12 protein-coding genes, 3 tRNA genes and 1 pseudogene are annotated in these 20835 nt (G+C 42.9%); 15 read left to right on the forward strand and 1 reads right to left on the reverse strand.

What is annotated here, in order from left to right; genetic code table 11:
* Window positions 1-87: 87 nt before the first annotated feature.
* On the reverse strand, window positions 88-1854 hold the full coding sequence (locus QP420_RS01075; RefSeq protein WP_481616319.1) for a threonine/serine exporter family protein: 1767 nt from the start codon (window positions 1852-1854) through the stop codon (window positions 88-90).
* Window positions 1855-2048: 194 nt separating this feature from the next.
* On the opposite strand from QP420_RS01075, the gene QP420_RS01080 reads away from it, so the two are divergent.
* The 15 genes and pseudogenes from QP420_RS01080 (at window position 2049) to QP420_RS01150 (ending at window position 20475) form a co-directional block, all read left to right on the forward strand.
* Window positions 2049-4805 carry a phosphoenolpyruvate carboxylase gene (locus QP420_RS01080; protein WP_481616320.1) on the forward strand — a complete coding sequence of 919 codons (2757 nt, stop codon included), beginning with the start codon at window positions 2049-2051 and terminating at the stop codon, window positions 4803-4805.
* 188 nt (window positions 4806-4993) lie between these two features.
* Window positions 4994-5653 carry a carbonic anhydrase gene (locus QP420_RS01085; protein ID WP_481616321.1) on the forward strand — a complete coding sequence of 220 codons (660 nt, stop codon included), beginning with the start codon at window positions 4994-4996 and terminating at the stop codon, window positions 5651-5653.
* Window positions 5647-6750 carry a permease gene (locus QP420_RS01090; RefSeq protein ID WP_481616322.1) on the forward strand — a complete coding sequence of 368 codons (1104 nt, stop codon included), beginning with the start codon at window positions 5647-5649 and terminating at the stop codon, window positions 6748-6750. Before QP420_RS01085 ends, QP420_RS01090 begins: the two co-directional genes overlap by 7 nt.
* A gap of 8 nt (window positions 6751-6758) precedes the next feature.
* Complete coding sequence (locus QP420_RS01095; protein WP_481616348.1) at window positions 6759-7577, forward strand: TIGR03943 family putative permease subunit; 819 nt, start codon at window positions 6759-6761, stop codon at window positions 7575-7577.
* Window positions 7578-7676: 99 nt separating this feature from the next.
* Window positions 7677-8996 (forward strand): hemolysin family protein, encoded by a 1320-nt coding sequence (locus QP420_RS01100; protein WP_060786977.1) that lies wholly within the window; start codon window positions 7677-7679, stop codon window positions 8994-8996.
* A 16-nt stretch (window positions 8997-9012) separates the two neighbouring features.
* A pseudogene (locus tag QP420_RS01105) lies at window positions 9013-9491 on the forward strand (Dps family protein).
* A gap of 110 nt (window positions 9492-9601) precedes the next feature.
* Window positions 9602-9675 (forward strand) — tRNA-Ile (locus QP420_RS01110).
* A gap of 28 nt (window positions 9676-9703) precedes the next feature.
* Window positions 9704-9776 (forward strand) — tRNA-Ala (locus QP420_RS01115).
* Window positions 9777-10054: 278 nt separating this feature from the next.
* A complete protein-coding gene (locus tag QP420_RS01120) occupies window positions 10055-12331 on the forward strand; it encodes a heavy metal translocating P-type ATPase (RefSeq protein ID WP_481616323.1) in 2277 nt (758 codons plus the stop codon).
* A 186-nt stretch (window positions 12332-12517) separates the two neighbouring features.
* Complete coding sequence (locus QP420_RS01125; RefSeq protein ID WP_481616324.1) at window positions 12518-14017, forward strand: FAD-dependent oxidoreductase; 1500 nt, start codon at window positions 12518-12520, stop codon at window positions 14015-14017.
* A 211-nt stretch (window positions 14018-14228) separates the two neighbouring features.
* Entirely contained in the window at window positions 14229-15320 is a 1092-nt protein-coding gene (locus QP420_RS01130; protein WP_481616325.1) for a M48 family metalloprotease, read from the forward strand.
* A gap of 100 nt (window positions 15321-15420) precedes the next feature.
* A tRNA-Gly gene (locus tag QP420_RS01135) sits at window positions 15421-15494 on the forward strand.
* 181 nt (window positions 15495-15675) lie between these two features.
* Window positions 15676-15984 carry a peptidase A8 gene (locus tag QP420_RS01140; RefSeq protein WP_481616326.1) on the forward strand — a complete coding sequence of 103 codons (309 nt, stop codon included), beginning with the start codon at window positions 15676-15678 and terminating at the stop codon, window positions 15982-15984.
* 81 nt (window positions 15985-16065) lie between these two features.
* Window positions 16066-17325, forward strand: coding sequence for an ATP-binding protein (locus tag QP420_RS01145; protein WP_481616327.1), 1260 nt, complete (start codon window positions 16066-16068; stop codon window positions 17323-17325).
* A 396-nt stretch (window positions 17326-17721) separates the two neighbouring features.
* Window positions 17722-20475 carry an exo-alpha-sialidase gene (locus QP420_RS01150; protein WP_481616328.1) on the forward strand — a complete coding sequence of 918 codons (2754 nt, stop codon included), beginning with the start codon at window positions 17722-17724 and terminating at the stop codon, window positions 20473-20475.
* Window positions 20476-20835: the final 360 nt, after the last annotated feature.

Below are 20835 nucleotides of genomic sequence, written 5' to 3' on the forward strand. Positions count from 1 at the left end.
TAAAACGCCCAGTAGTTGCTGGGCGTTTTAATTATTCTCTATATGACTAAATATCGTATAGCCTAAATATCGTATCGCCAGTTTTTACTAAATATCGTATCGCCAGTTTTTATCTGTTATAACGCGCGCAACCGCAAGGCCTAATGGCAAGCAAATAATCACCATAAATGCGCGGAATGTCCAGTCTAAAGCAGGAAGCGTATTAAACTGACCAAGATAAAACATTGCGCGATACATGTAAAGTCCAGGAACCATAATCACAATAGATGGAACCGTAAGACTAATGCGCGGGTAGCCCAAGTATTGCGGCGCCCAGCCTCTATGCACAATTGAGCGCCAAGCAGAAGCCAAAAGACCAGCAAGCAAAGCGCCAGTAAATGCTGCGATTTCTGCAGCAACACCAAAATCGGCCATTGTTAAGCGCAGAGTATCGGTAATTGCTCCGATTACTCCAGCAACAAAACACATTCGTTGAGGCGAATTAAACAGAACGGAGAATCCCCACACACCTGCAAATGCTGTGATCATTCTAAGAACAGTATTAAGCCAAGGATTTAAGCCCAAAGGAGTAAAGCCTTGAGGATTTAGCTGAACAAGGCTTGCAACCATCCAGCCAGCAAGAGTGCCCATTAGAATAATCGCCATTGTGTAGCAAAGCCGCTGAATTCCAGAAGGAAAATCAATCTTAGCAATATCTAAGCCGCCTGTAATAAGCGGGAAGCCTGGAATCACAAACAAAACAGAACCAATATAAGCTGTATTGTGATACAAAGCAGAAGGGTCAAAGCAGCCAACAATGCGCAAAGAAGCGATGCAGCTTAAAGCGCCAACAGCAACGGCAATAAACGTTACAACAAATTGATTTAGATGATGCATAAACATGCGTCTTCTAACGTAGTGGCCGATTCCCGCGCCAATAAAAGCGCCAAGCATGTCGTAAGCGCCGCCGCCGAGCAAAAATGCGAAGGATGCGCATGCTACAGCAGAGGCAAGGCCGGCGAACCACGGTTTATAAAGAGGTTTGCGGTTTTTGATTAGGTCTAGACGGTCGTGAACTTGGCGAACGGTAAGCGGCGCGGAAGAATCGCCAGCAGGATTTTCGTTAAATGAAGCGGCGGAATTGTTTTTAAGCCCAGAATCTAAATTATTTTGGCTATTTTTGACATTTTGAACGTGAGAAAAATGTTCAACATATGTTTTTTCTGGCTGAAGTGCAAAAATTCCACGAGGTTTTTCTTTGCGAATCGCCTCTTGAATGGCCATTTTTTCTTCGATTTTTGCAGCGTGCTCCTCCGACTGCTTAGCGGCTTGAACAATAGCATTCTCGTTGCTGCCAGCTTGAAGAGTATCTACTAGCTCCTTAGAAACAGTGGCTTTTGAATGGTATAAGGAATCGTTTCCAAGCTTAACGTTAAACCAATCTGCAAAATGCTCAAGAAGCCAGATTCGCTCTGTGTTTACGCCAGTAGTAGGCAAATCAACAACTTCTGTAATGCGCTCGTGCCTATCTGTGCAAGTTGCTTCAATGTCGGTTAAATTAACGTCTGCACGAACGTTTACGCCCATAGGCTCGCCAACGCGGTGCATTAGCTCGCGAACGCGATAGCTTCCAGTGCCAGCGCCTAAGCCCAAAGCTCCAACGCGAATAATAATGCTGGATTTTGCGGCAATGCCAGCCTGTGTAACTGGTTTATCCCAATCGCGCTCAACGTCTTCCATGTCTAGCGGAATCGCGTGCGTTTGAAAGCGTCCAGAAGGCTTTCCAACAATATGGCCAGTCCGAAGTATTTTTGGCTCGTTACTATTGCTGCTATTACTACTGCCACTATCCGCGTTATTATCTTCTATGCTCACAATTTTTTAGTATACGCAGCACATTGTCTATAAAAAATTTATATAAAAAATCAGTCCTAAGGTCGGTTCACAATTATGTTGGAATCTCGCTGGAAACAAAGGCTGTGGGCTTGCAACTTTTGACCTAAATAACCGCGGAGGAGCCGCGGAAGTCAAATGACCAAGCAACCTTATGACTAGCACAAGGAGGTCTGATGACAACTCAAAATCAACAGGTAACTCCAGCAGACGCAACGATTGTAACGTCTGGTTTAGGGCGAAAAGGCCCAGAGGAGCGCGAACTGCCAGCATCGCTTAAGCAAGACATGGATTTGTGCTTGCACATTCTGCGCGATGTTTTGGGCGAATTTGATGAAAAATTATTAACCGTATTTGACGAAGTGCGCTTAAATGCTGTAAATGCAAGCGCTGCCCACTTTGCGCAAATGCTTGATGCTCAAGAAGAGGAAGACAACGGCTTAAGCAAGGCTGTAGAAAAAATCAATGGCATGGATTTGCCAGATATGCAGCTTTTAGCTCGTGCCTTTGCTACATACTTCCATCTTGCAAACCTTTGCGAAGAAAACTACAGGGTTTCTGTGCTGCATCAGCGTGAATGCGATGTTGAGGACTCCAACCCAGTGGACCCTGTAAACGAGTTAACTTGCGCATATCATAAGTTGCTTACAGAAATGAGCCCTGCGCAGGCTAAGGAATTGCTTGCAAAGCTTGAGTTCCACCCAGTTTTTACTGCGCATCCAACCGAAGCTAGGCGCAAGGCTGTAGCTGGTAAAATCCGCAGAATATCGCAGCTTTTAAGCAAGCACAATACTTTAGGTGGATCGGATAAGCGCGAAAATTATCGTATGCTATACAACGAGATTGACGCATTGCTGCGTACGTCTCCAATCGCACTTAAAAAGCCAACTCCTGTTGAAGAAGCAGACACGATTCTAGACATTTTTGACGCCACTTTATTCAACACAATTCCGCTGGTTTACCGCCGATTTGACGATTGGCTGCTAGGCAAGAAGGCAGGCTTGGTGCCACCGCGTTGCCCAGCATTCTTCCACCCAGGAAGCTGGATTGGTTCCGATAGAGACGGAAATCCAAACGTTACAGCAAAAGTTAGTAGGCAGGTTGCTCGAAAGTTTAGCGACCACGTTCTTGCTGCTCTAGAAGCGCGCACGCGTGAAGTTGGAAAATGCTTAACAATGGAAACGCGTACAACTCCTCCTAGCGTTGAGCTTTTGGAGCTTTGGAATCGCCAGCGAGAAATGAGCGAGCAGCTAACCGAAAACGCTTCCGACGTTTCAAACAGCGAACCGCATAGAGCCGTTATGCTTGTTATGGCAGATCGTTTGCACAGAACGATTAGCCGAGATACAGACTTAATGTATCATTCTTGCGAAGATTTTATTGAAGACTTGCACATTGTGCAGAGGTCGCTTGCGGCTGCTGGCGATTCGCGCGCAGCTTATGGTCCGCTTCAAGATCTTATTTGGCAGGCACAAACATTTGGCTTCCACATGGTGGAAATGGAGTTCCGCCAGCATTCGCTCGTGCATTCGCGCGCTTTGGAAGATATTCGCGAACACGGTTTGCACGGGGAGCGTGGCCCGCTTCAGCCAATGACCCGCGAGGTTCTAGACACATTCCGCGCGCTTGGAGCTATTCAAAAGCGCAACGGTATGCGTGCAGCTCGCCGATACATTATCTCGTTTGCAAAGTCTGCTCAGCATGTTCGCGATGTGTTTGAGCTTAATCGCCTTGCGTTTGCTCACCCACAAGATGCGCCAACAATCGACGTAATCCCACTTTTTGAGCAGCTGGAAGATTTGCAGAACTCGGTTAATGTTTTGGAAGAAATCATTAAGATTCCAGAAGTTCAGGCTCGCTTAAAGGCCACTGGCCGCAAGATGGAAGTTATGCTTGGCTACTCCGATTCTTCCAAAGACGCTGGCCCTACATCTGCAACACTTGCTTTGCACTCCGCTCAAGAGCGTATTGCTCAGTGGGCTAAAAAGCACGATATTGACCTAACGCTGTTCCATGGCCGTGGTGGCGCTGTTGGACGAGGCGGAGGCCCTGCAAACCGTGCTGTTTTGGCTCAGCCAGTTGGGTCGGTAAATTGCCGATTTAAGCTTACTGAGCAGGGCGAGGTGATTTTTGCTCGCTACGGAAACCCAATTTTGGCGATTCGTCACTTGGAATCCGTGGCTGCGGCAACTTTGCTTCAGTCGGCTCCAAGCGTTGAAAAAACAAACACAGAGATGACGCATAAGTATGCGGATATGGCTCAAAAGCTTGATGTTGCAGCGCATAATCGATTCATTGATTTGCTGCAAACCAACGACTTTACACCGTGGTTCTCAACCGTTACACCGCTTAGTGAGATTGGTTTGCTCCCAATTGGTTCACGCCCTGCAAAGCGAGGCCTTGGCGCAAAGTCTTTGGATGATTTGCGTACAATCCCATGGGTGTTCTCTTGGGCACAGGCTCGAATCAATTTGGCAGCGTGGTACGGCCTGGGTACGGCCTGCGAAGAGTTTGGCGACTTGCAAACTTTGCGCAAAGCGTACGAAGAATGGCCACTTTTCAGCACTTTTATTGACAACATTGAGATGTCTTTGGCAAAAACAGATGAGCGCATTGCTCGCATGTATCTAAGCCTTGGAGATCGCGAAGATTTGAGCAATAAAGTGCTTTCCGAGATGCAACTTACTCGCAAGTGGGTTTTGCAAATTGTTGGAAATAAATGGCCGTTGCAACACCGCCATGTGCTTGGCCAGGCAATTCGCGTGCGTTCGCCGTACGTGGATGCGCTTTCTGTGATTCAGTCGCTTGCGCTCCACAAGCTGCGCAACAAGGTAGATAAAGAAGAGCTTAGCGAAAGTCAGCAAGCAGAGTTTATTTACTTGATTCTTTGCACAGTTTCTGGTGTTGCTGCAGGCCTACAAAACACTGGATGATTTTAATAAATTACTGAATCAAGAAGGCTCTCGTATTTGCGAATTGCAATACGGGAGCTTTTTTGATAATAGGCTTATATTCTTAAACAAAATTCTTATTTACTACGAAAGATACAATATATTCTGAGTCAAAAATTTTACACTTTAAGCAACTGAAAATATTGCCAATGCCAGTGTAGGAGGTAATAATGCAAGAAGAAGTCAGCGAAGATTTTGCTAATGAAGATTCAGTTTTAGCTACATCGGTATTAAACGCAATGCTTGCAGGGAATCGCAAATTTGCAGACGGCAATTCAGCGTTTGCAGGCGTAAATTCAGAATCGCGCATGAAACTTATTGACGGTCAGCATCCTGGAGCTGTTGTGCTTTCGTGCGCAGATTCGCGAGTTGCTCCAGAATTCATATTCGACGCCGGTTTGGGCGATATTTTTTCTGTTCGCACAGCTGGAGAAGTGTTGGATGATGCCGTAATAGCTTCGCTAGAATACGCTGCAAGTGATTTGGGAGTAAAAGTGTTGGCTGTGCTTGGGCATGAGCATTGCGGCGCCGTACAGGCTGTTTTGCCGAACGTGCAAAAGCTGGTTGCTGAATACGGCGAAGATAAAACAAGCGAAATAATTGAGTCGAGCGAGTCAATATTGCTGCGTTCTTTAGGGCCTGCTGCGCTCGCAGGTGTTGAGGAAAATTTAGATACAGATGATATTGAACGTATTCACGTGTCTAATATTTTGGCTGAAATTTGCGAAAAATCACAAATAATTCGCGAAGCTGTTTTCAAAGACGCTTTGATGCTTGTTGGAGCAAGGTATCGAATGAGTGACGGCTTGGTGGAAGTGTTGTCATGCTAAAAACAGAAACCGAAGCAAAAACAACGAGCCAAGTAGAAAAAGCGAGTAAAGCAAGTAAAGCAAAACAAGCAAATTCTGCAAACTATCTTTTTTTGATTGCAGGAGTGCCTTTTGCAGCTCTTATTATTGCCATGGCCCCTGCGTTGCAAGCGCGCAATCCGTGGCTGCCTGTAAATACCATTATTAGGGGCGTTTGCGGCTTACTTTTGCAAGCCGTTCCCTTTACGTTAATTGGTGTTCTTGTTTCTGCTGCTGTAGAAACATGGGTTACGGAAGATTTTATTGAAAAACATGCGCCAAAATCCACTGCTAACGGCTTTTTGGCTGCGATTCTTGCAGGTGTGTGCGTTCCTGTTTGCGATTGCGTTGTTGTTCCAACTTTTTCTCGTCTTGTTGCTAGAAAGCTGCCTTTGCCTTGTGCTGTAACGTTTTTATGCGCTGTGCCAGTGGTAAATCCTGTTTCTATTTGGGCCACTTGGTATGCTTTTGCAGACGTTCCAGCAGTTGCTGTAACTCGAGTGGCTTTGGGTGTTGGTGTTGCTCTTTTAGTTGGCGTTAGCTTTGTGATTTTTCCTGTAAAGTCGCAGGTTTTAAGGGAAAAATTTTTTATAAAATCATGTGGCTCAACATGTGATTCATGTGATTTTGACAATAATGATGAGCCTTTAATAAGTTTTAAAGATCATTTAAAAGTTTATGCTCATCACGTCTATGCGGATTTTATGCGATTAATGCCAATAATTTTGTTTGGAACAATAGTTGCTTCGATTATTCGCGTTTGGCTTGGCGCAGACCCTGCATCAAAAGTAAATGCAACAACTATTTTTGTAGCGATTCCAGCAATGATGTTAATAGCGTATGCAAGTTCACTTTGTTCCAGCTCCGACGCTGTAATCGCGCGTTCTTTGGCGGCTTCTCTTCCAATGTCTTGTGTTCTTGTGTTTTTGATTTTTGGACCAATGTTAGATGTAAAAAACACGCTTATGCTTGTTGAAGATTGCAAAACTAAGTTTGTTTTGCGCTTAATTGCAACGATTGTTGTGTTTTGTTTGCTTGCGGCGCTTGTTGTTCATTTTGCGTGGGGAGTAATGCTGTGAGTAATGCTGTGAGTAATGCCGTGATTGATACAAATTCCGCAAATTCCGCAAAATTGTTTAAAAAAATAACATTTGCAAGCGTTTTGCAAGCATTTTTTATTTTTTGCCTTGCTGCCGCTTTAATGCACAGCGCTTTAAGCGGATCTTACGCAATTTTGACTACGCCTCGCGCGTTTGCGTACCTTATTTTTGCTGCGATTTTGCTTTTTGCTCTGGGAATTTGCTCGCTTTTTGGCGTTTTTTCTGTATGTGCAAAAGATTCCAAAAAAATATTGGTTTCAATCGCAGTGCCAATGCTTATTATTTTAATTCCGTTGCAAATGGCACAGTCATCACTAGGCGTCGGTTCTTTAAAATCCGCAGGTTTTGACGAATATGCATCTGGTCGCGCAATACCAATCGCGTCTAATCATAAAAATAATAAAAAAATTTTAAGAGGATTAGATGCGGCGAATAAAAAAATAGTTGTTTTTGACGACGATTTTGGCAATTGGTACAACGAAATTGACCACAACTTTGATAAATACAAAGATTATACGATTGTTGTAAAAGGGTTTATAAGCCGCGAAGCCACGCTTTCTAAAAATCAGGTTCGCGTATCTAGGCAGTTTATGTCTTGCTGCATTTTAGACATGAGTCCGTTTGGTTTTGTTGCACAAATGCCAAAAAATATGCGATTTGAGCATCATCAGTGGGTTGTTGTTAAAGCCAAAATAGCTCTTGGAAAAGTTGGGCTAAAGGGCTATTTAAGCGATGGAATTGTTCTTAAGGTTCAGTCAGCCAAGATTTTGCATAAAGCGCCATCTGGGTATTTTTATCGAAGTTGATTGCTTGTATTGCTTTATTTGCGCATATTATCTGCATATTAGCAACATTGCTTTTACATGCACTTTTTATATGCGCTAAATTCAACTAAGATAGCAAGTATGTCGTTGGGTTTTAACATTGCACTCATTGTTGTGTTCCTTCTGTTTGGCTCCGTGTTTGCCGCCACCGAACTTGCGCTGGTTAATTTGCGAACATCGCAGCTAGATAGAATGGAAGCGCAGGATGCGCGAGGAGCGCGCGTAGCAAAAATCGCCCGCGATCCAAACACTTTTCTTTCCACTCTTCAAATCGGAGTTACGCTTTCGGGTTTTCTTTCGGCATCTTTTGGTGAATCCGCAATAGCGCCTCATGTTGTGCCATTAGTAAAATCTTGGGGAGTTCCAAATCACGTAGCAGGCCCGCTTACCACTATTGTTTTAACGCTTATAATATCGTATTTTTCAATCGTAATTTCTGAGCTTGTTCCAAAAAGAATCGCAATGCAGCGCTCGGAGCAAATCGCAAGAGCGGTTGTTCCTGCAGTAGACGTATTCTCTAAAATATGCAAGCCTCTAATATGGCTAATTGCTAAGAATACCAACGGTTTTGTGCGTCTTCTTGGGTTTGATCCAAACGAAAAAGAAAGCGAAGTTTCCGACGAAGAGTTGCGCGTTTTGGTTAACTCAAATAAAAAACTTAGCCAAGATGAGCGAACGATTTTAGACGATGTTTTCGACGCTTCCGAAACGATTGTTGCCGAAGTTATGCGCCCTCGTGCAGACGTTGAGTTTTTAGATGGCTCATTAAGCTTAGAAGATGCTGCTGCAAAGATTCGCGATCTTCCGTATTCTAGATACCCAGTAACGGGCAAGGATTTTGACGACGTTATTGGATTTGTGCATGTTCGCGATTTGCTAGACGTTAAAGATCCAGATGCAAAAATTGTTGCGGATGTTACTCGAGAAGGAATAAGTCTTCCTGGAACTTCTAAACTGCTTCCAAGCCTAGAGCTGCTTAGAAAACGCGGAATACATCTTGCTGTTGTTATTGACGAGTATGGCGGCACAGATGGCATTGTAACGCTTGAAGACATGACCGAGGAATTGGTTGGAGATATTCGAGACGAGTACGATTTGCCAGATGAGTCTGATTTAAGCCGAGATAGCAAGTCTACGGCGTTTGTAAACGGAGTGGCCACTGTTGACGGCGGAATGACGATTGAAGACTTTGCAGACGTTACTGGAATTGAGCTGGAAGATGGACCTTACGAAACCGTTGCAGGGTATTTTCTTGCCCGCACGGGTTCAATGGGCAAAGTTGGCGCTGTTTTGCACGATGCGGATGGCTACGATATGACCGTTACAGAGGTAGATGGCCGCAGAATTGCTACGATTGAAGTTAGAAAAACAGAGCAGAGCGAAGATTTGAATAAAAATTGAACAAATGGAGGATATTATGACTTTGATGCATATTGTGCCAGGTCTAGATGAAGCTGCAAGCGAGAAAGCTATTGCGATTTTACAGAATCGTTTAAGCCATGAGCAAGAAGCTGCTTTAGTCTTAAAGCATGCGCACTGGAATGTTACTGGCCCAGATTTTATTGCAGTTCACGAAATGCTTGACCCGCAGGTTGCAGAAGTTTTAGCTCAAGCCGATGAAACAGCTGAGCGAATTGCAACGCTTGGAGGCTCCCATTGGGTCGCGCAGACGATGTTGTTGCATCTCGCACATGGAAGCGTTTTGCTCTTAGTGGTAGAAAGTCTACTAAAGAGTATTTGCAGGCGTTGATTGAGTATTACAACGATATGATTGCGGATGATAGAAATGCCATTGCACAGCTTGATAATCTTGATATTGTTAGCTCAAACATTATTCAAGATCATGTTCAGCAGCTTGAAAAGTTCCAGTGGTTTATGCGAAGCCATTTAGAGTAATTTTGTAGAGTAATTTTGTAGAATAATTTTGCGACACGCTTAGATTTGCTATTTGACATTTTCTGCGTCTGTGCTAATCTAACTACTTGTATGTTTTCAACATACAAGTTGGGCCCGTAGCTCAGGTGGTTAGAGCGCATCCCTGATAAGGATGAGGTCGGAGGTTCAAGTCCTCCCGGGCCCACGATAGAATGAACATCATTCTTTCGAATGGGGCTATGGCGCAGCTGGTAGCGCATCTGCTTTGCAAGCAGAGGGTCAGGAGTTCGAGTCTCCTTAGCTCCACAAACAGGGTTTCTAGCCAATCGCTAGAAGCCCTTTTTCATTCATGGGGTCCGTATTGTGTTTTGTGCGTGCTCCTTGTGTTTGCGCGCGTCTTGTTATATGAGAACGCTTCTCATCAATGGTTGTTGTTAATATATTCATTAACAAATAAACATAAGTATCTTTACGCCGTGTATTGAGTTTGCTGTTATAAATAGCTGCTCAGTGGGTTAACAAGGCGTGAAATCGTGTGTTAGCAGCGTTTATCGCAGTTAGCCTGATCAGCGTAAGGAAAGTGTATGCGTAAACTTTTAGCGTATTGCCGTCGTGCTCCTCAATTAGTAATAGTTTTAGTTTTGTTTCCGTTTATTGCGGCGTTTTATTCTAGAAATCTGACTTTTATACTCGATTTTTGCAAAGCTATAAGCAAGACGTTTACTTTCTTATTTTCGTTAATAAACGTTGATTTTAATGTGCAAATAAGCCTTACAATCGGGCAAAGTATAATAACATGTTTAGTTTTATACACATGTGTTAAGTCGCTTTTAAGTATGATTGATGATTTGGCGCATGGCACACTTGGAATTGACTTGCTTGCGTTTGTTGCATTGCTTGCAACGCTTTGTATAGGCGAATTTTGGGCAAGTTATTTGATTGTTGTAATGGTGTTTACAGGTGGAGCAATTGAAGACTTTGCGCAAGATGCAGCGCAGAAAAATCTATCTCTTTTAGTAAATGCGTCTCCTCAAACAGCGCATTTAATGACACTTCCTGGAATAGTGTGTGGTGAATCTTGTGAGCAATGTGCGCTTCTTGATCATAGTCATTTTAGAAAAGTAAGCGATGAATCTTCGCTAGACGTATCGCAGGAATATTCTCAAGATTTTGCAAATTGTGAATCATGTGAAAAATGCCACAATAATTCTAAAGAATGCCCAATATTGCAAGTTGCAAAGTCTTCTAGCCAATTGCAAAGATACAAAACCGTTCCAGTGGAAGATTTAAAAATCGGCAACGTTATAGTTGTTCTTCCAGGCGAAACAGTTCCTGTAGACGGTGAGCTTTTAAGCGGTTCTGCTGTTCTAGACACAAGCGCAATAAATGGCGAGTCGCTTCCGCGCGAGGTGTTTGCTGGCGCGCAAGTGTTGTCTGGATGCGTAAATGGCGGCGTTGTGTTGATTATGCGAGTAACGAAGCTATCGGAGAATTCGCAATATCAAAAAATTATGAAGTTGGTGGAATCTGCAAGAAGTTCCAAGGCGGCTGTAGTTAGATTTGCAGATATGCTTTCCGTTCCTTTTACGGTGATTTCGTTTGTGATTGCTGGAGTCGCTTGGGCCGCATCTGGTCAGGCTTTAAGATTTGCGCAAGTTTTGGTACTTGCTACGCCTTGCCCGCTTTTGATTGCGGTGCCAGTGGCGTTTATGGCTGGAACAGGAAGACTTGCAAAGCTTGGGATTGTTGTAAAAAGTCAGGATGTTTTAGAGCAGCTAAGCCGAGTAACCCACGTATTTTTCGATAAAACAGGAACGCTTACAGTTAAGCGGCCTCAGGTTATTAGAGTGGATTTGGCGGACTGTAAAGATGACGTAGAGCAGGGGAGCCAGGGGAATCAAGAAAAGCGCGATTTGCAAAATAGAATACTAATGTTTGCAGGCGTTTTGGAAACCTACTCGCAGCACATTCTTGCAGGAGGAATTGCAAAAGCTGGAGCAGATCTTTGGCAAAACACGCATCCGTCTGCCGTTCCGCAACTTCCAAGCGTGCGCGAATATCCAGTTATAAGCGGTGTTAAAGAAACTGCTGGCCAAGGAATATGCGGTGTTGTGGATGGTGTAAACGTTAGAGTTGGGCGAAAAAGCTACGTTTTGAATGCGCCAGCTGGCAATCCCGAAGGAAAGTCGCAGGCTTTTGAAGAGCTTTCTGCCGACGAAATGGCAACATATGTTTCTTTTGATGGCAAACTTGTTGGGCGAATTGTTCTAAAAGATGTTCCGCGCGAAAACGCAAAATTGACGATTCAAAAGTTAAAGGAACTTGGTGTGCGCTCAATAAGCATGCTTACGGGAGACGGCTTGCAGGCTGCTCAAACAATAGCAAAAAGCGTTGGAATTGAGCGTGTGTATGCCAATTTGCTGCCGCAAGACAAGTTGGAACATGTAAAAAAGCATTACAAGAGTGAGTTTGCTAATAAGAGTGATTTTGCTAATAAAAATAAGCAAAATCAGTGCGTAACAATGATGGTTGGAGACGGCGTAAACGATGCTCCTGTTTTGGCTGCAGCAAGCATTGGCGTGGCTTTGACGGATGGCACAGATACGGCAGCTTCGGAGTGCGCGCAAGTTGTGGTTATGAACAACAACATTTATGCAGTAGCAAACGCTGTTAGTGTTGCAAAGCATACTAAACGCGTTATGGTTCAGGCGGTTATGCTAGGAATTGGTTTGGCTGTTATAAGCATGATTGCAGCGGCTTTTGGGCTGATTCCTGCGGTTCTTGGAGCCATGATGCAAGAGATGATTGACGTTGTTTCAATTCTTTGGGCGCTAACAGCGTTAAAAAGCAAGCGCGCGTAAGTGACAATATTCACTTTGGTCTTTTCTTGAATGAGTCAAGGCGCTAGTCTAAATAGTGGAGCATTCAAAGAGGCGATTATTTAAATCTTCAAAAAGATTGGGCTTAGGGATGCTTGAAACACTAAAAATGTAATGTTTTAAATAACAACATTTGAATACACATTTGAATAACGCATGGGAAAATTTATGGAAACAAATTACAATGCGGATTCGCCCGAATTGCGAATCGCAGTTATTGGTGCGGGGCCTGCAGGAATTTACTCGTCCGACATTTTTTTGCGTCAGCTTAAAAAACTAGGCGACGATATGGGCTTGGGTACGGCCGCTAGAATCGATTTATTTGAAAAGCTGCCAGTGCCATTTGGCCTGGTTCGATACGGAGTTGCTCCAGACCATCCGAGTATAAAATTCATTGCAGATGCTTTGGCTAAAACGCTTGATAATCCAGATATTCACCTGTATGCAAACGTTGAATTTGGCAAGGATATTACGCTGGAAGATTTGCTTCCACGCTACGACGCAATTCTGTTTGCCACGGGTGCCATAGAAGATAAGCCACTTAACATTCCAGGCGCCTCGCTGCGTGGCGTGTATGGAGCTGCAAAGTTTGTGGAATGGTACGACGGGTACCCTACCGCTGAGCGCGAGTGGCCGCTTGATGCAAGCGAAGTGGCTGTTATTGGCGGCGGAAACGTGGCAATGGATGTTGCGCGTGAGCTTTTGCGAGACGCGGATTATCTTAGAGAGCACACAGATATTTCTGACAATGTTTACAACGGTTTGCGTAAAAATCGCGCACAAACATTGCACTTGTTTATTCGCCGAGGAGTTGCCCAAGCTAAGTTTTCGGTACAAGAATTGCGCGAGATGGAAAAGCTTTCTGGCGTGCAAATAGTTGTAAACGAGAACGATTTTGACTTGGACGACGAAACTATTGATGTTGCTGGAAAAGACAAGCTGACTCGCCAAATGGTAGAAGAGCTTTTTGCTATACGCGATTTAAGCGAAGATATGCAAGACGGCGGAAACGTTGACTTTGAAGGCAATCCTGCAAATAAGCGTTACGTTATTCACTTTAACGCAAATCCAGTTGAGATTTTAGGCAAAGACGGTCAGGTTGTTGCGATTCGCGTAGAGCGCACTGTTACAAGCGCGGATGGCAAAATGACTTGCACTGGCGAGTTTGAAGAATACCCAGTTCAGGCGGTTTATCATGCGATTGGATATAAGCCTGCGCAAGTTAGTGGCGTTGCTTACGATTCTTATAACGCGCTTCTTGCAAACAGCGATGGTAGGATTTTAACTTCGGCGCAAGATGGGGTTGTTTGCCCACGATTGTATGCAACTGGTTGGGCTAAGCGAGGGCCAGTCGGGTTGATTGGTTCTACAAAGTCGGACGCTTTGCAAATCGTTGAAAATATGCTGGAAGACTTAGCAAAAAGCTCGTCCAAAGAATATGAAACCGCACTTCCCGCACTTCCTGCACTTCCCGGCAGATTGGCAACAGATAGAGATCCTAAGTCTATTGAAAATCTTCTTGCATCTAGAGGAGTCAAAGTGGTTGATTTTGAAGGATGGAAGAGAATCGACGCTTTTGAGATTGAATTAGGACTAGCGGAAAATCGCGCTCGCAAAAAAGTTGTATCTAAACAAATGCTTATGGATATAGCGGAAGTTAAACAATAGCTTATATTGAGTGAGCGCATCGATTAGTAAACATTGATTAGTAAACGTTGGTTAGTGGCCATTAAACTGTAGCAAAATTGCTCCAAATTGCGCAGAAAATGGCCACTTTTCAACATTTATTCACCTGCTTTAAGCGTGTTAAATCATAAACATACTAAATATACAGTTTTCATTCAGCAAAATTACAGTTGCGATTATTAAAATCAAAAATATGTTTGGCAATATAAAGATGCGCTATTGCAACAACTTGAAAACATTGGCATTGTTTTCGTTAATATGGCTGTTTGTTGCTTTAATGTGGATTGTTGCTGGGTCGCGCCTATCAATGTTGATTTGGTTTGCAATCGTTGCAACAGTCTTAAGCGTGTGTGCCTATTGGCTTTCTGGAAAATTAGCGATTCGTATTATTGGCGCTAGCGAAGTCAGCGAGAATGATGAGCCTGTTTTATACGGTATTGTTCGCGAGATTTCCGCGCAAATCGAAAAGCCTATGCCTCATCTTTATGTTGCTCCAACAGATAGTCCAAATATTTTTGCGATTGGTAGAAGCGAGCGTCACGCAACTATTTGCTGCACTCGTGGGCTTTTAAACATTTTAAACGAACGTGAATTACGCGGCGTGGTAAGCCACGAGCTGATTCACGTTTATAACCACGATATTTTGAATTCCACGGTTGCTAGCGCGATTGCAACGATTTTTACATACACCGGGTATACGCTTATGTATTCAGGTGCTAAGTGTGCAAAATCGGCTAAAACGCGCTGCCCAGCTCTAAGAATTGTGGGCAAGGCTTTAAGTGCCATTTTTGCGCCCGTTGGTTCTCTTTTTGTTGATATTGCAATTTCTAGCGCGCGTGAGCTGGACGCAGATCGAAGTGCAGGAATGCTTACTGGCGATCCTGCGGCTTTAGCTTCCGCATTAAACAAGATTGCCTACGGTGCCAAGCTGCATGAAATGGATTTGCATTCGGGAGTGCAAGCTATTGCTTCCCTTATGATTGTAAATCCGTTTGCAAACTACGATTCTAAGCTTTTAAAGCTGTTTTCTAGGCAGCCTGCTGTTAAGGAGCGAGTCGATTGCCTAACGCTTATGGCTAAGGGGCAAGACGTTATACAAGAGGATGTTGTACAAGAAGTGATGCGTAAATCTACGCAAGGCAAGGCTGAGCGTGCAGATGAGAGCATTGAGTTAGATGGAAACAATGTGTTTCGCTTTCAGTACGGCAGAGAGTATGGCAAGGAATACAACAGAGAATACAGCAAAGGCGTTTCGGGCAGAGTTGTAGCAGTTAGCGGAGCGTGATATTCTTAGATGGTTTGCTTTTTAGATTGATTCTTTGGCATTTATTTGCTTGTTTGTAGGCAGATTATTGGGCAGGATTAATCGCGGAGCAACCGAGCATGCGGACATAGTTCATCGGTAGAATGGAAGCTTCCCAAGCTTCAGAGGCGGGTTCGATTCCCGTTGTCCGCTCCATGTAGAAAACGTTGATATATCAACGTTTATGGCTTGTTTTTATGTCTTAAAAGTACGCTAAATGTGAAAATAATGTGTAAAATTCTGTGATTTTTTTTTTAATATTGACACGAAAATCTTAGCTAAATTAAAATCGTATTAAATCCGCTATGGAAGAGGATTTAATGGCTTAGGAGGTTTTATGTTAGATATGTTGTTTGCACTTGTTGCTGTTGTATCAATGTTAATAGGCTTGGGTTTGTCTGTAATGCTTTGGGTTAAAAGCAGCAAGTCAGTTAAAGAGTTGCATAAAAACGCATATGCATATGCGATTGTTGATGTTGTATTAGGCGTATTGTCTTGGGCAACTTATGCTGCCACTATCAATTCCGTAGATGTTGATGTGCGTGAGTTTTACACAAATTATTTTACGGCGCCATTGATTGTTCTTGCTGTTCTTGTTGTAAGTATTGCCGCTATAACTTTTGCTAAGTCTAGAAAAATCGCATAAATCGTATTTTTTGTACATTGCGTGTACAAAAAATTGTACATCGGATGTACAAAAAATACGTTTTTGTGTATACTTGTCTTCATGAGCGCATATTTTCCTAGACCAATTGCTGATTCCATCCTTCAATCAAAACGAAAAGTCGTGATTCTTGAAGGCGCAAGGGCTGTGGGAAAAACTATGATGTCAAAGCGTCAGCTTGTGTCTAAAGGATTCTCATACGTGAGCCTTGCGGATGAAAATACATTTGCGCTCGCATCAACAGATTTATATGGTTGGCTAAAAAATCTTAGTACTCCAGTTGTTATTGACGAAGCGCAAAGACTGCCAAATTTGCCTCTTGCAATAAAAGAAATAGTTGATAATTCAACGGAAAACAATCTTCAATATGTTTTAACAGGTAGTGCACTTATAAATCGCAATGGACTAGATGGTCAAGATCCTCTTGCTAGACGCGCTCAGCACTTTACAATGAGTCCTTTTACTCAGTGTGAAATTACTCAAAATAGTAGAAATATTGTAGATAGTCTTATAGAAAGTAATCCAAATCTTAAATATGAAAAAGAATTAAACAGAGAAGAAGTATATAAAATGATGGCTGCAGGAGGGTTCCCAGAATATCAGCAATCATATGATTCTTACGAGGCTTGGGAGCAAGAAAAGCTTGTTTCAAACGATATTCTTGCAGTGTTGGGAGATACCATTCTTCCAGGAGAACGATTAGACAGAAGCATGGCTGTTGGCATACTTAATAAGTTGCTATGTGCTCCTGGCGGGATTCTTAATACGAGTTCAATAGGTCAGGATCTTGTTTTAGATAGGCGAACCATTGAGCGTTACGTTAGCGTATTCTTGCGTAGATTCTTAATAAATGCGCTCCCGAATATAAAAACTGCGCCCAATCGCCAGACTTTTACTAGAGCCAAAATACATCCGGTTGATACTTCTTTAAGCATTCAAACAATGATTAGTAAGGGTCATAATCCTTTGGAAGATCCCGTTATGTATGGGAATCTGTTAGAAAGTTTTGTTGTAAATCAGATTATGCCTGCTGTGCAATGGTCTAAAACGCATCCAGATTGCTTCTACTGGCGTGAAACTGGTAGCAGTCCTAAAGAAGTTGATCTTGTGCTAAGCTTCCGTGGAAATCTGGTTGGCGTGGAAGTAAAAAGCTCTAGCATGGTGAATCGTGACGATTTTAAGGGGCTTGTAGCTCTTTCGCAAAAATCTGAATTTAAGCGCGGATATGTTGTTTATATGGGTCAAAAAATTATGCAGTGGGCGGATAATTTGTGGGCAATACCGTTAAGCGCGCTGTGGGAGCGCAATGCATTTGAGTTATAGGCCAAGCAGAATCTGTGGGCAATTTGGAGCTGCGGTCAACTTGAAGCTGCGCTAAATATTGGGATATCTTTGTTTGGAATGATTTTGCAGGTAAAGAATAGCGCAGATTCGATTGCTGCAAGACGCTTGTATTGCAATGCGTGATGCGTGATTTTTTACACAGTTTTTGGCCTATAATCTTCTTATCTGTTGGTATATTTTGCAAAAATATGCTATATTTCTAAAAAAATGTGAATATTTTTGTGAAAATTTATCAAAAAAGCGTTAATATTACGAATTAGTCCATCAGACATCATATCATCTGATGTAATGATTCCTACATTGGTGTAGGTATTGTTCATGATTTTCACAATGCTGTGGAATTTATGTAAAACAATTACAAAAATAGGAGTGCGTATGCGTAGAAGTGTCATAGAAGATGCAAAGCGCGTTGTTGGTACTGTTGTTGGAATTACTCTTGCAATAGGCTTATGCTCTGGCGTAGCTAATGCTACTTCAGAAAAATCCAGTAAACCCAATAGTTCAGTTTTGCAAATATCGCTTAAAAGAACTGATAGCCTTAAAGATAATGTTCAAATAAATAGCAGGCTAACATATACGGTTACATATACAAATAAGGGTTCACAACCAATAACTGCGTATCCGTATGAAAGTAATATTTCTGATATTAGAGTTGGGGATTCAAAAAATTGCCGCTGGGCAAATCTTAATCCAGGTGAAACTCAGCAGTGCGGCTTTGGGTATCATGTTGTAACCGAAGAGGATGCCAAAGCGGGTAAATTCACGCCTAAAACAGTTTGGAAAGCTTCAAAAGATAGGGACGGTAACCAAGTAATCGAAAATAACATTGTTGTTGAAGACAAGCCTGTTACTGGTATAAAGAATACAGAATTTGACTCATCTTTGGGCCTTAAAACGGTAAAGCTTACAAACAGAACCAATAGTGTTTGCTACAGGATTCCAGCAATAACACAGACTGCAAATGGTTGGATTTTAGCAGCATACGATAAGAGGCCTGGTAATTGCTCCGATGCACCTATGCCAAACTCCATTGTTCAGCGAATTTCAAAAGATGGTGGTAAAACGTTTGAAGCTGAAACTGTTGTTAAGCAAGGGCATGATGGCAATGAAAAGACTAGATGGGGATATTCGGATCCGTCTTATGTGTTAGACCATGAAACTAATGAAATCTTCCTGTTCTCTGTAAAGTCTTACAGAAACGGCTGGGCTTGGTCCAGCGCTGGAGTAGATCCAGAAAACAGGAACGTTTTACACGCTTCAGTTACTAGCTCCAAGGACAATGGCGTTACTTGGAGCACTCCAAAAATCATTACTAAAGATGTGACTGCAGACGTGGGGCATTGGAGCTCTAGGTTTGCGGCATCTGGTCACGGCATTCAGCTTCGCCATGGCAAGTATAAGGGTCGTTTGTTGCAGCAGTATACAATAAACAACTCGGGACATATTCAAGCAGTAACGGTTTACTCCGACGATCACGGTAAGACTTGGAAAGTTGGCAAGCCTGTTGGGTTTAGAAGTGAAAAATCACATATGGACGAAAACAAGGTTGTAGAACTTTCTGACGGACGAGTTATGTTGAATTCTAGGCCTCAGAATTTTAGGCATCGTCTTGTTGCAATATCAAATGATGGCGGCGAAACTTATGGCGAAGTAAAAGAAGAGATGCAGCTTCCAGACCCTGCAAACAATGCTCAGATAACTAGGGCATATCCAGATGCGCCTATGGGGTCTCCAGAAGCCAAGGTTCTTGTGTATTCTTCTTCTTCGGCGCATGGGCGTAGTGACGGCTTAATTCGCGTATCGTTTGATGATGGTGCAACTTGGGATACAGGCAAATTGTTTAAGTCTGGCTCTATGGCTTATTCTTGCATTGAAGTTTTGAACAAGCAGCATGGTGGCGGATTTGGTCTTTTATATGAGGGCGATAATAGCAATATTATTTACACTCATATATCTGAAGATTGGCTTGGATATACTCCTGTAACGGCAGATAATAGCGTTATTGACGTTCCGCAAAATGCCAAAAATATTGAAGTTAAGATTAAGAATCTTGGAAGCCATGATTATTCCGACTTAAAGCTTTCTATGAAGGATTTAGGTAAACAATCTGAATCAAATAAAGATTGGAAGATTCAAGATAAGACTGGTATTTCTGTAAAGCCTTTTGCTAACGCAAATGTAAAACTAGGTATTGCAATGCCTAAGGATGTTAAAGAAGGAACAACCGTTTCGATTCCAGTGCGATTTGCGTCTGCAAAATATGCAGTGGGAGATTCTTTGCCAGGAATTCAGTCTGTGATTAATATTCGCGTTGTAAAGGCAGTGGAAAGCCATAATGTTGTGCCTTCTGAACCTTCTGCTCCTTCCGTTGATGTAAAACCTTCTGTGGATACTCCTTCTGCAGAAAAGCCTTCGCAAAATCCGCCATCGGAAGCAATTACACCTACCGAATCTGCGGAAAATCCAGCGCCTGCAAGGCAGCAAGCACCACAGGTTAGTAATCAATCTAGGAATGAAGCTAAGACTCAGAAAGCTGATGAGCAAAAGTCTGAGCAAAAGTCTGAGCAAAAGAAAGAGGATTCTAAGGCAAAAGACGATGTTGCCCCAGCTCCTCCAGCCAGCGTTGATCAGTTGGATAAATCTCTAAAGGGAGCTATTACCGTTGGAAACAATAATCAGATTGTTGCTGGTGAGCCTGTAAAGATTTCTGGAAAGATTTCCAACAAGGAATTTGCGCGACAGCTGCAAAAGAACGGTTCGGCAAAAGCCTATGCGTTTATATATTCCACGCCTAAAGCTTTAAAGGATGCCGATGGCAATTCGTTTATAACGGTTCGTGGATCTGCAGACAATGCACAATTCTCTGTTGATATTCCAGACGGATATTCTGGAAAGCACACAATCGTGCTTGTAAACGAGAAAGGCGAACAGCTTGCCTGGAATGAGGTAACAGTTAGCGCCAATCCAGTTGCAGACAAGAAGGATAGTCGCAGTGAAAAATCGGATTCAAACCGTAATGCATTTAGTAAAGTTTCAACGGGAAGTTCAATGTTGATTGTTCTTGCGGTTGTAATGCTTCTTGGTACTGCTGGATTCTTTGCAAAGGCAATGCGCAATAAGATTGCATAACCAATATTGCTAACTCTAAATTTTTGTAGTTAGTTATATACGTAAAGCGCTGATTCATTTAGATTGTGATTAACAAGTTTTTGTTAAATTAGATTCTATTGAATTAGCGCTTTACTGTTTTGTTTTTTTTTTATGTGCAGAAAACAGATTCGATTGCTGCAAAATGCTTGTATTGCAATGCGTGATGCGTGAACGCTATTTCCGCTTTTTGTTGTTGATTTTGCCATTTTGAGCTACATTCTCGGTAAGTTTTTCCCGAGAATGTAGTCCAAAACGTTGATTCGAGCTACATTTTCGGGCGCGACGACCTGCCTGAGCGCTTAAAGCGTAGTGCGCGAAGGCAATTCGGAGCGCTGAGCT

The organism is Bifidobacterium sp. UMB1197 (genome assembly GCF_030217745.1).
Classification (GTDB): Bacteria; Actinomycetota; Actinomycetes; order Actinomycetales; family Bifidobacteriaceae; genus Bifidobacterium; species Bifidobacterium vaginale_B.

Bases quoted from the DNA above. Each gene is read 5' to 3' on its own strand.
- QP420_RS01090 (WP_481616322.1), top strand. From the start codon at position 5,647: ATGCTAAAAACAGAAACCGAAGCAAAAACAACGAGCCAAGTAGAAAAA.
- QP420_RS01140 (WP_481616326.1), top strand. From the start codon at position 15,676: ATGTTAGATATGTTGTTTGCACTTGTTGCTGTTGTATCAATGTTAATA.
- QP420_RS01150 (WP_481616328.1), top strand. From the start codon at position 17,722: ATGCGTAGAAGTGTCATAGAAGATGCAAAGCGCGTTGTTGGTACTGTT.
- QP420_RS01085 (WP_481616321.1), top strand. From the start codon at position 4,994: ATGCAAGAAGAAGTCAGCGAAGATTTTGCTAATGAAGATTCAGTTTTA.
- QP420_RS01145 (WP_481616327.1), top strand. From the start codon at position 16,066: ATGAGCGCATATTTTCCTAGACCAATTGCTGATTCCATCCTTCAATCA.
- QP420_RS01100 (WP_060786977.1), top strand. From the start codon at position 7,677: ATGTCGTTGGGTTTTAACATTGCACTCATTGTTGTGTTCCTTCTGTTT.
- QP420_RS01120 (WP_481616323.1), top strand. From the start codon at position 10,055: ATGCGTAAACTTTTAGCGTATTGCCGTCGTGCTCCTCAATTAGTAATA.
- QP420_RS01130 (WP_481616325.1), top strand. From the start codon at position 14,229: ATGTTTGGCAATATAAAGATGCGCTATTGCAACAACTTGAAAACATTG.
- QP420_RS01080 (WP_481616320.1), top strand. From the start codon at position 2,049: ATGACAACTCAAAATCAACAGGTAACTCCAGCAGACGCAACGATTGTA.
- QP420_RS01125 (WP_481616324.1), top strand. From the start codon at position 12,518: ATGGAAACAAATTACAATGCGGATTCGCCCGAATTGCGAATCGCAGTT.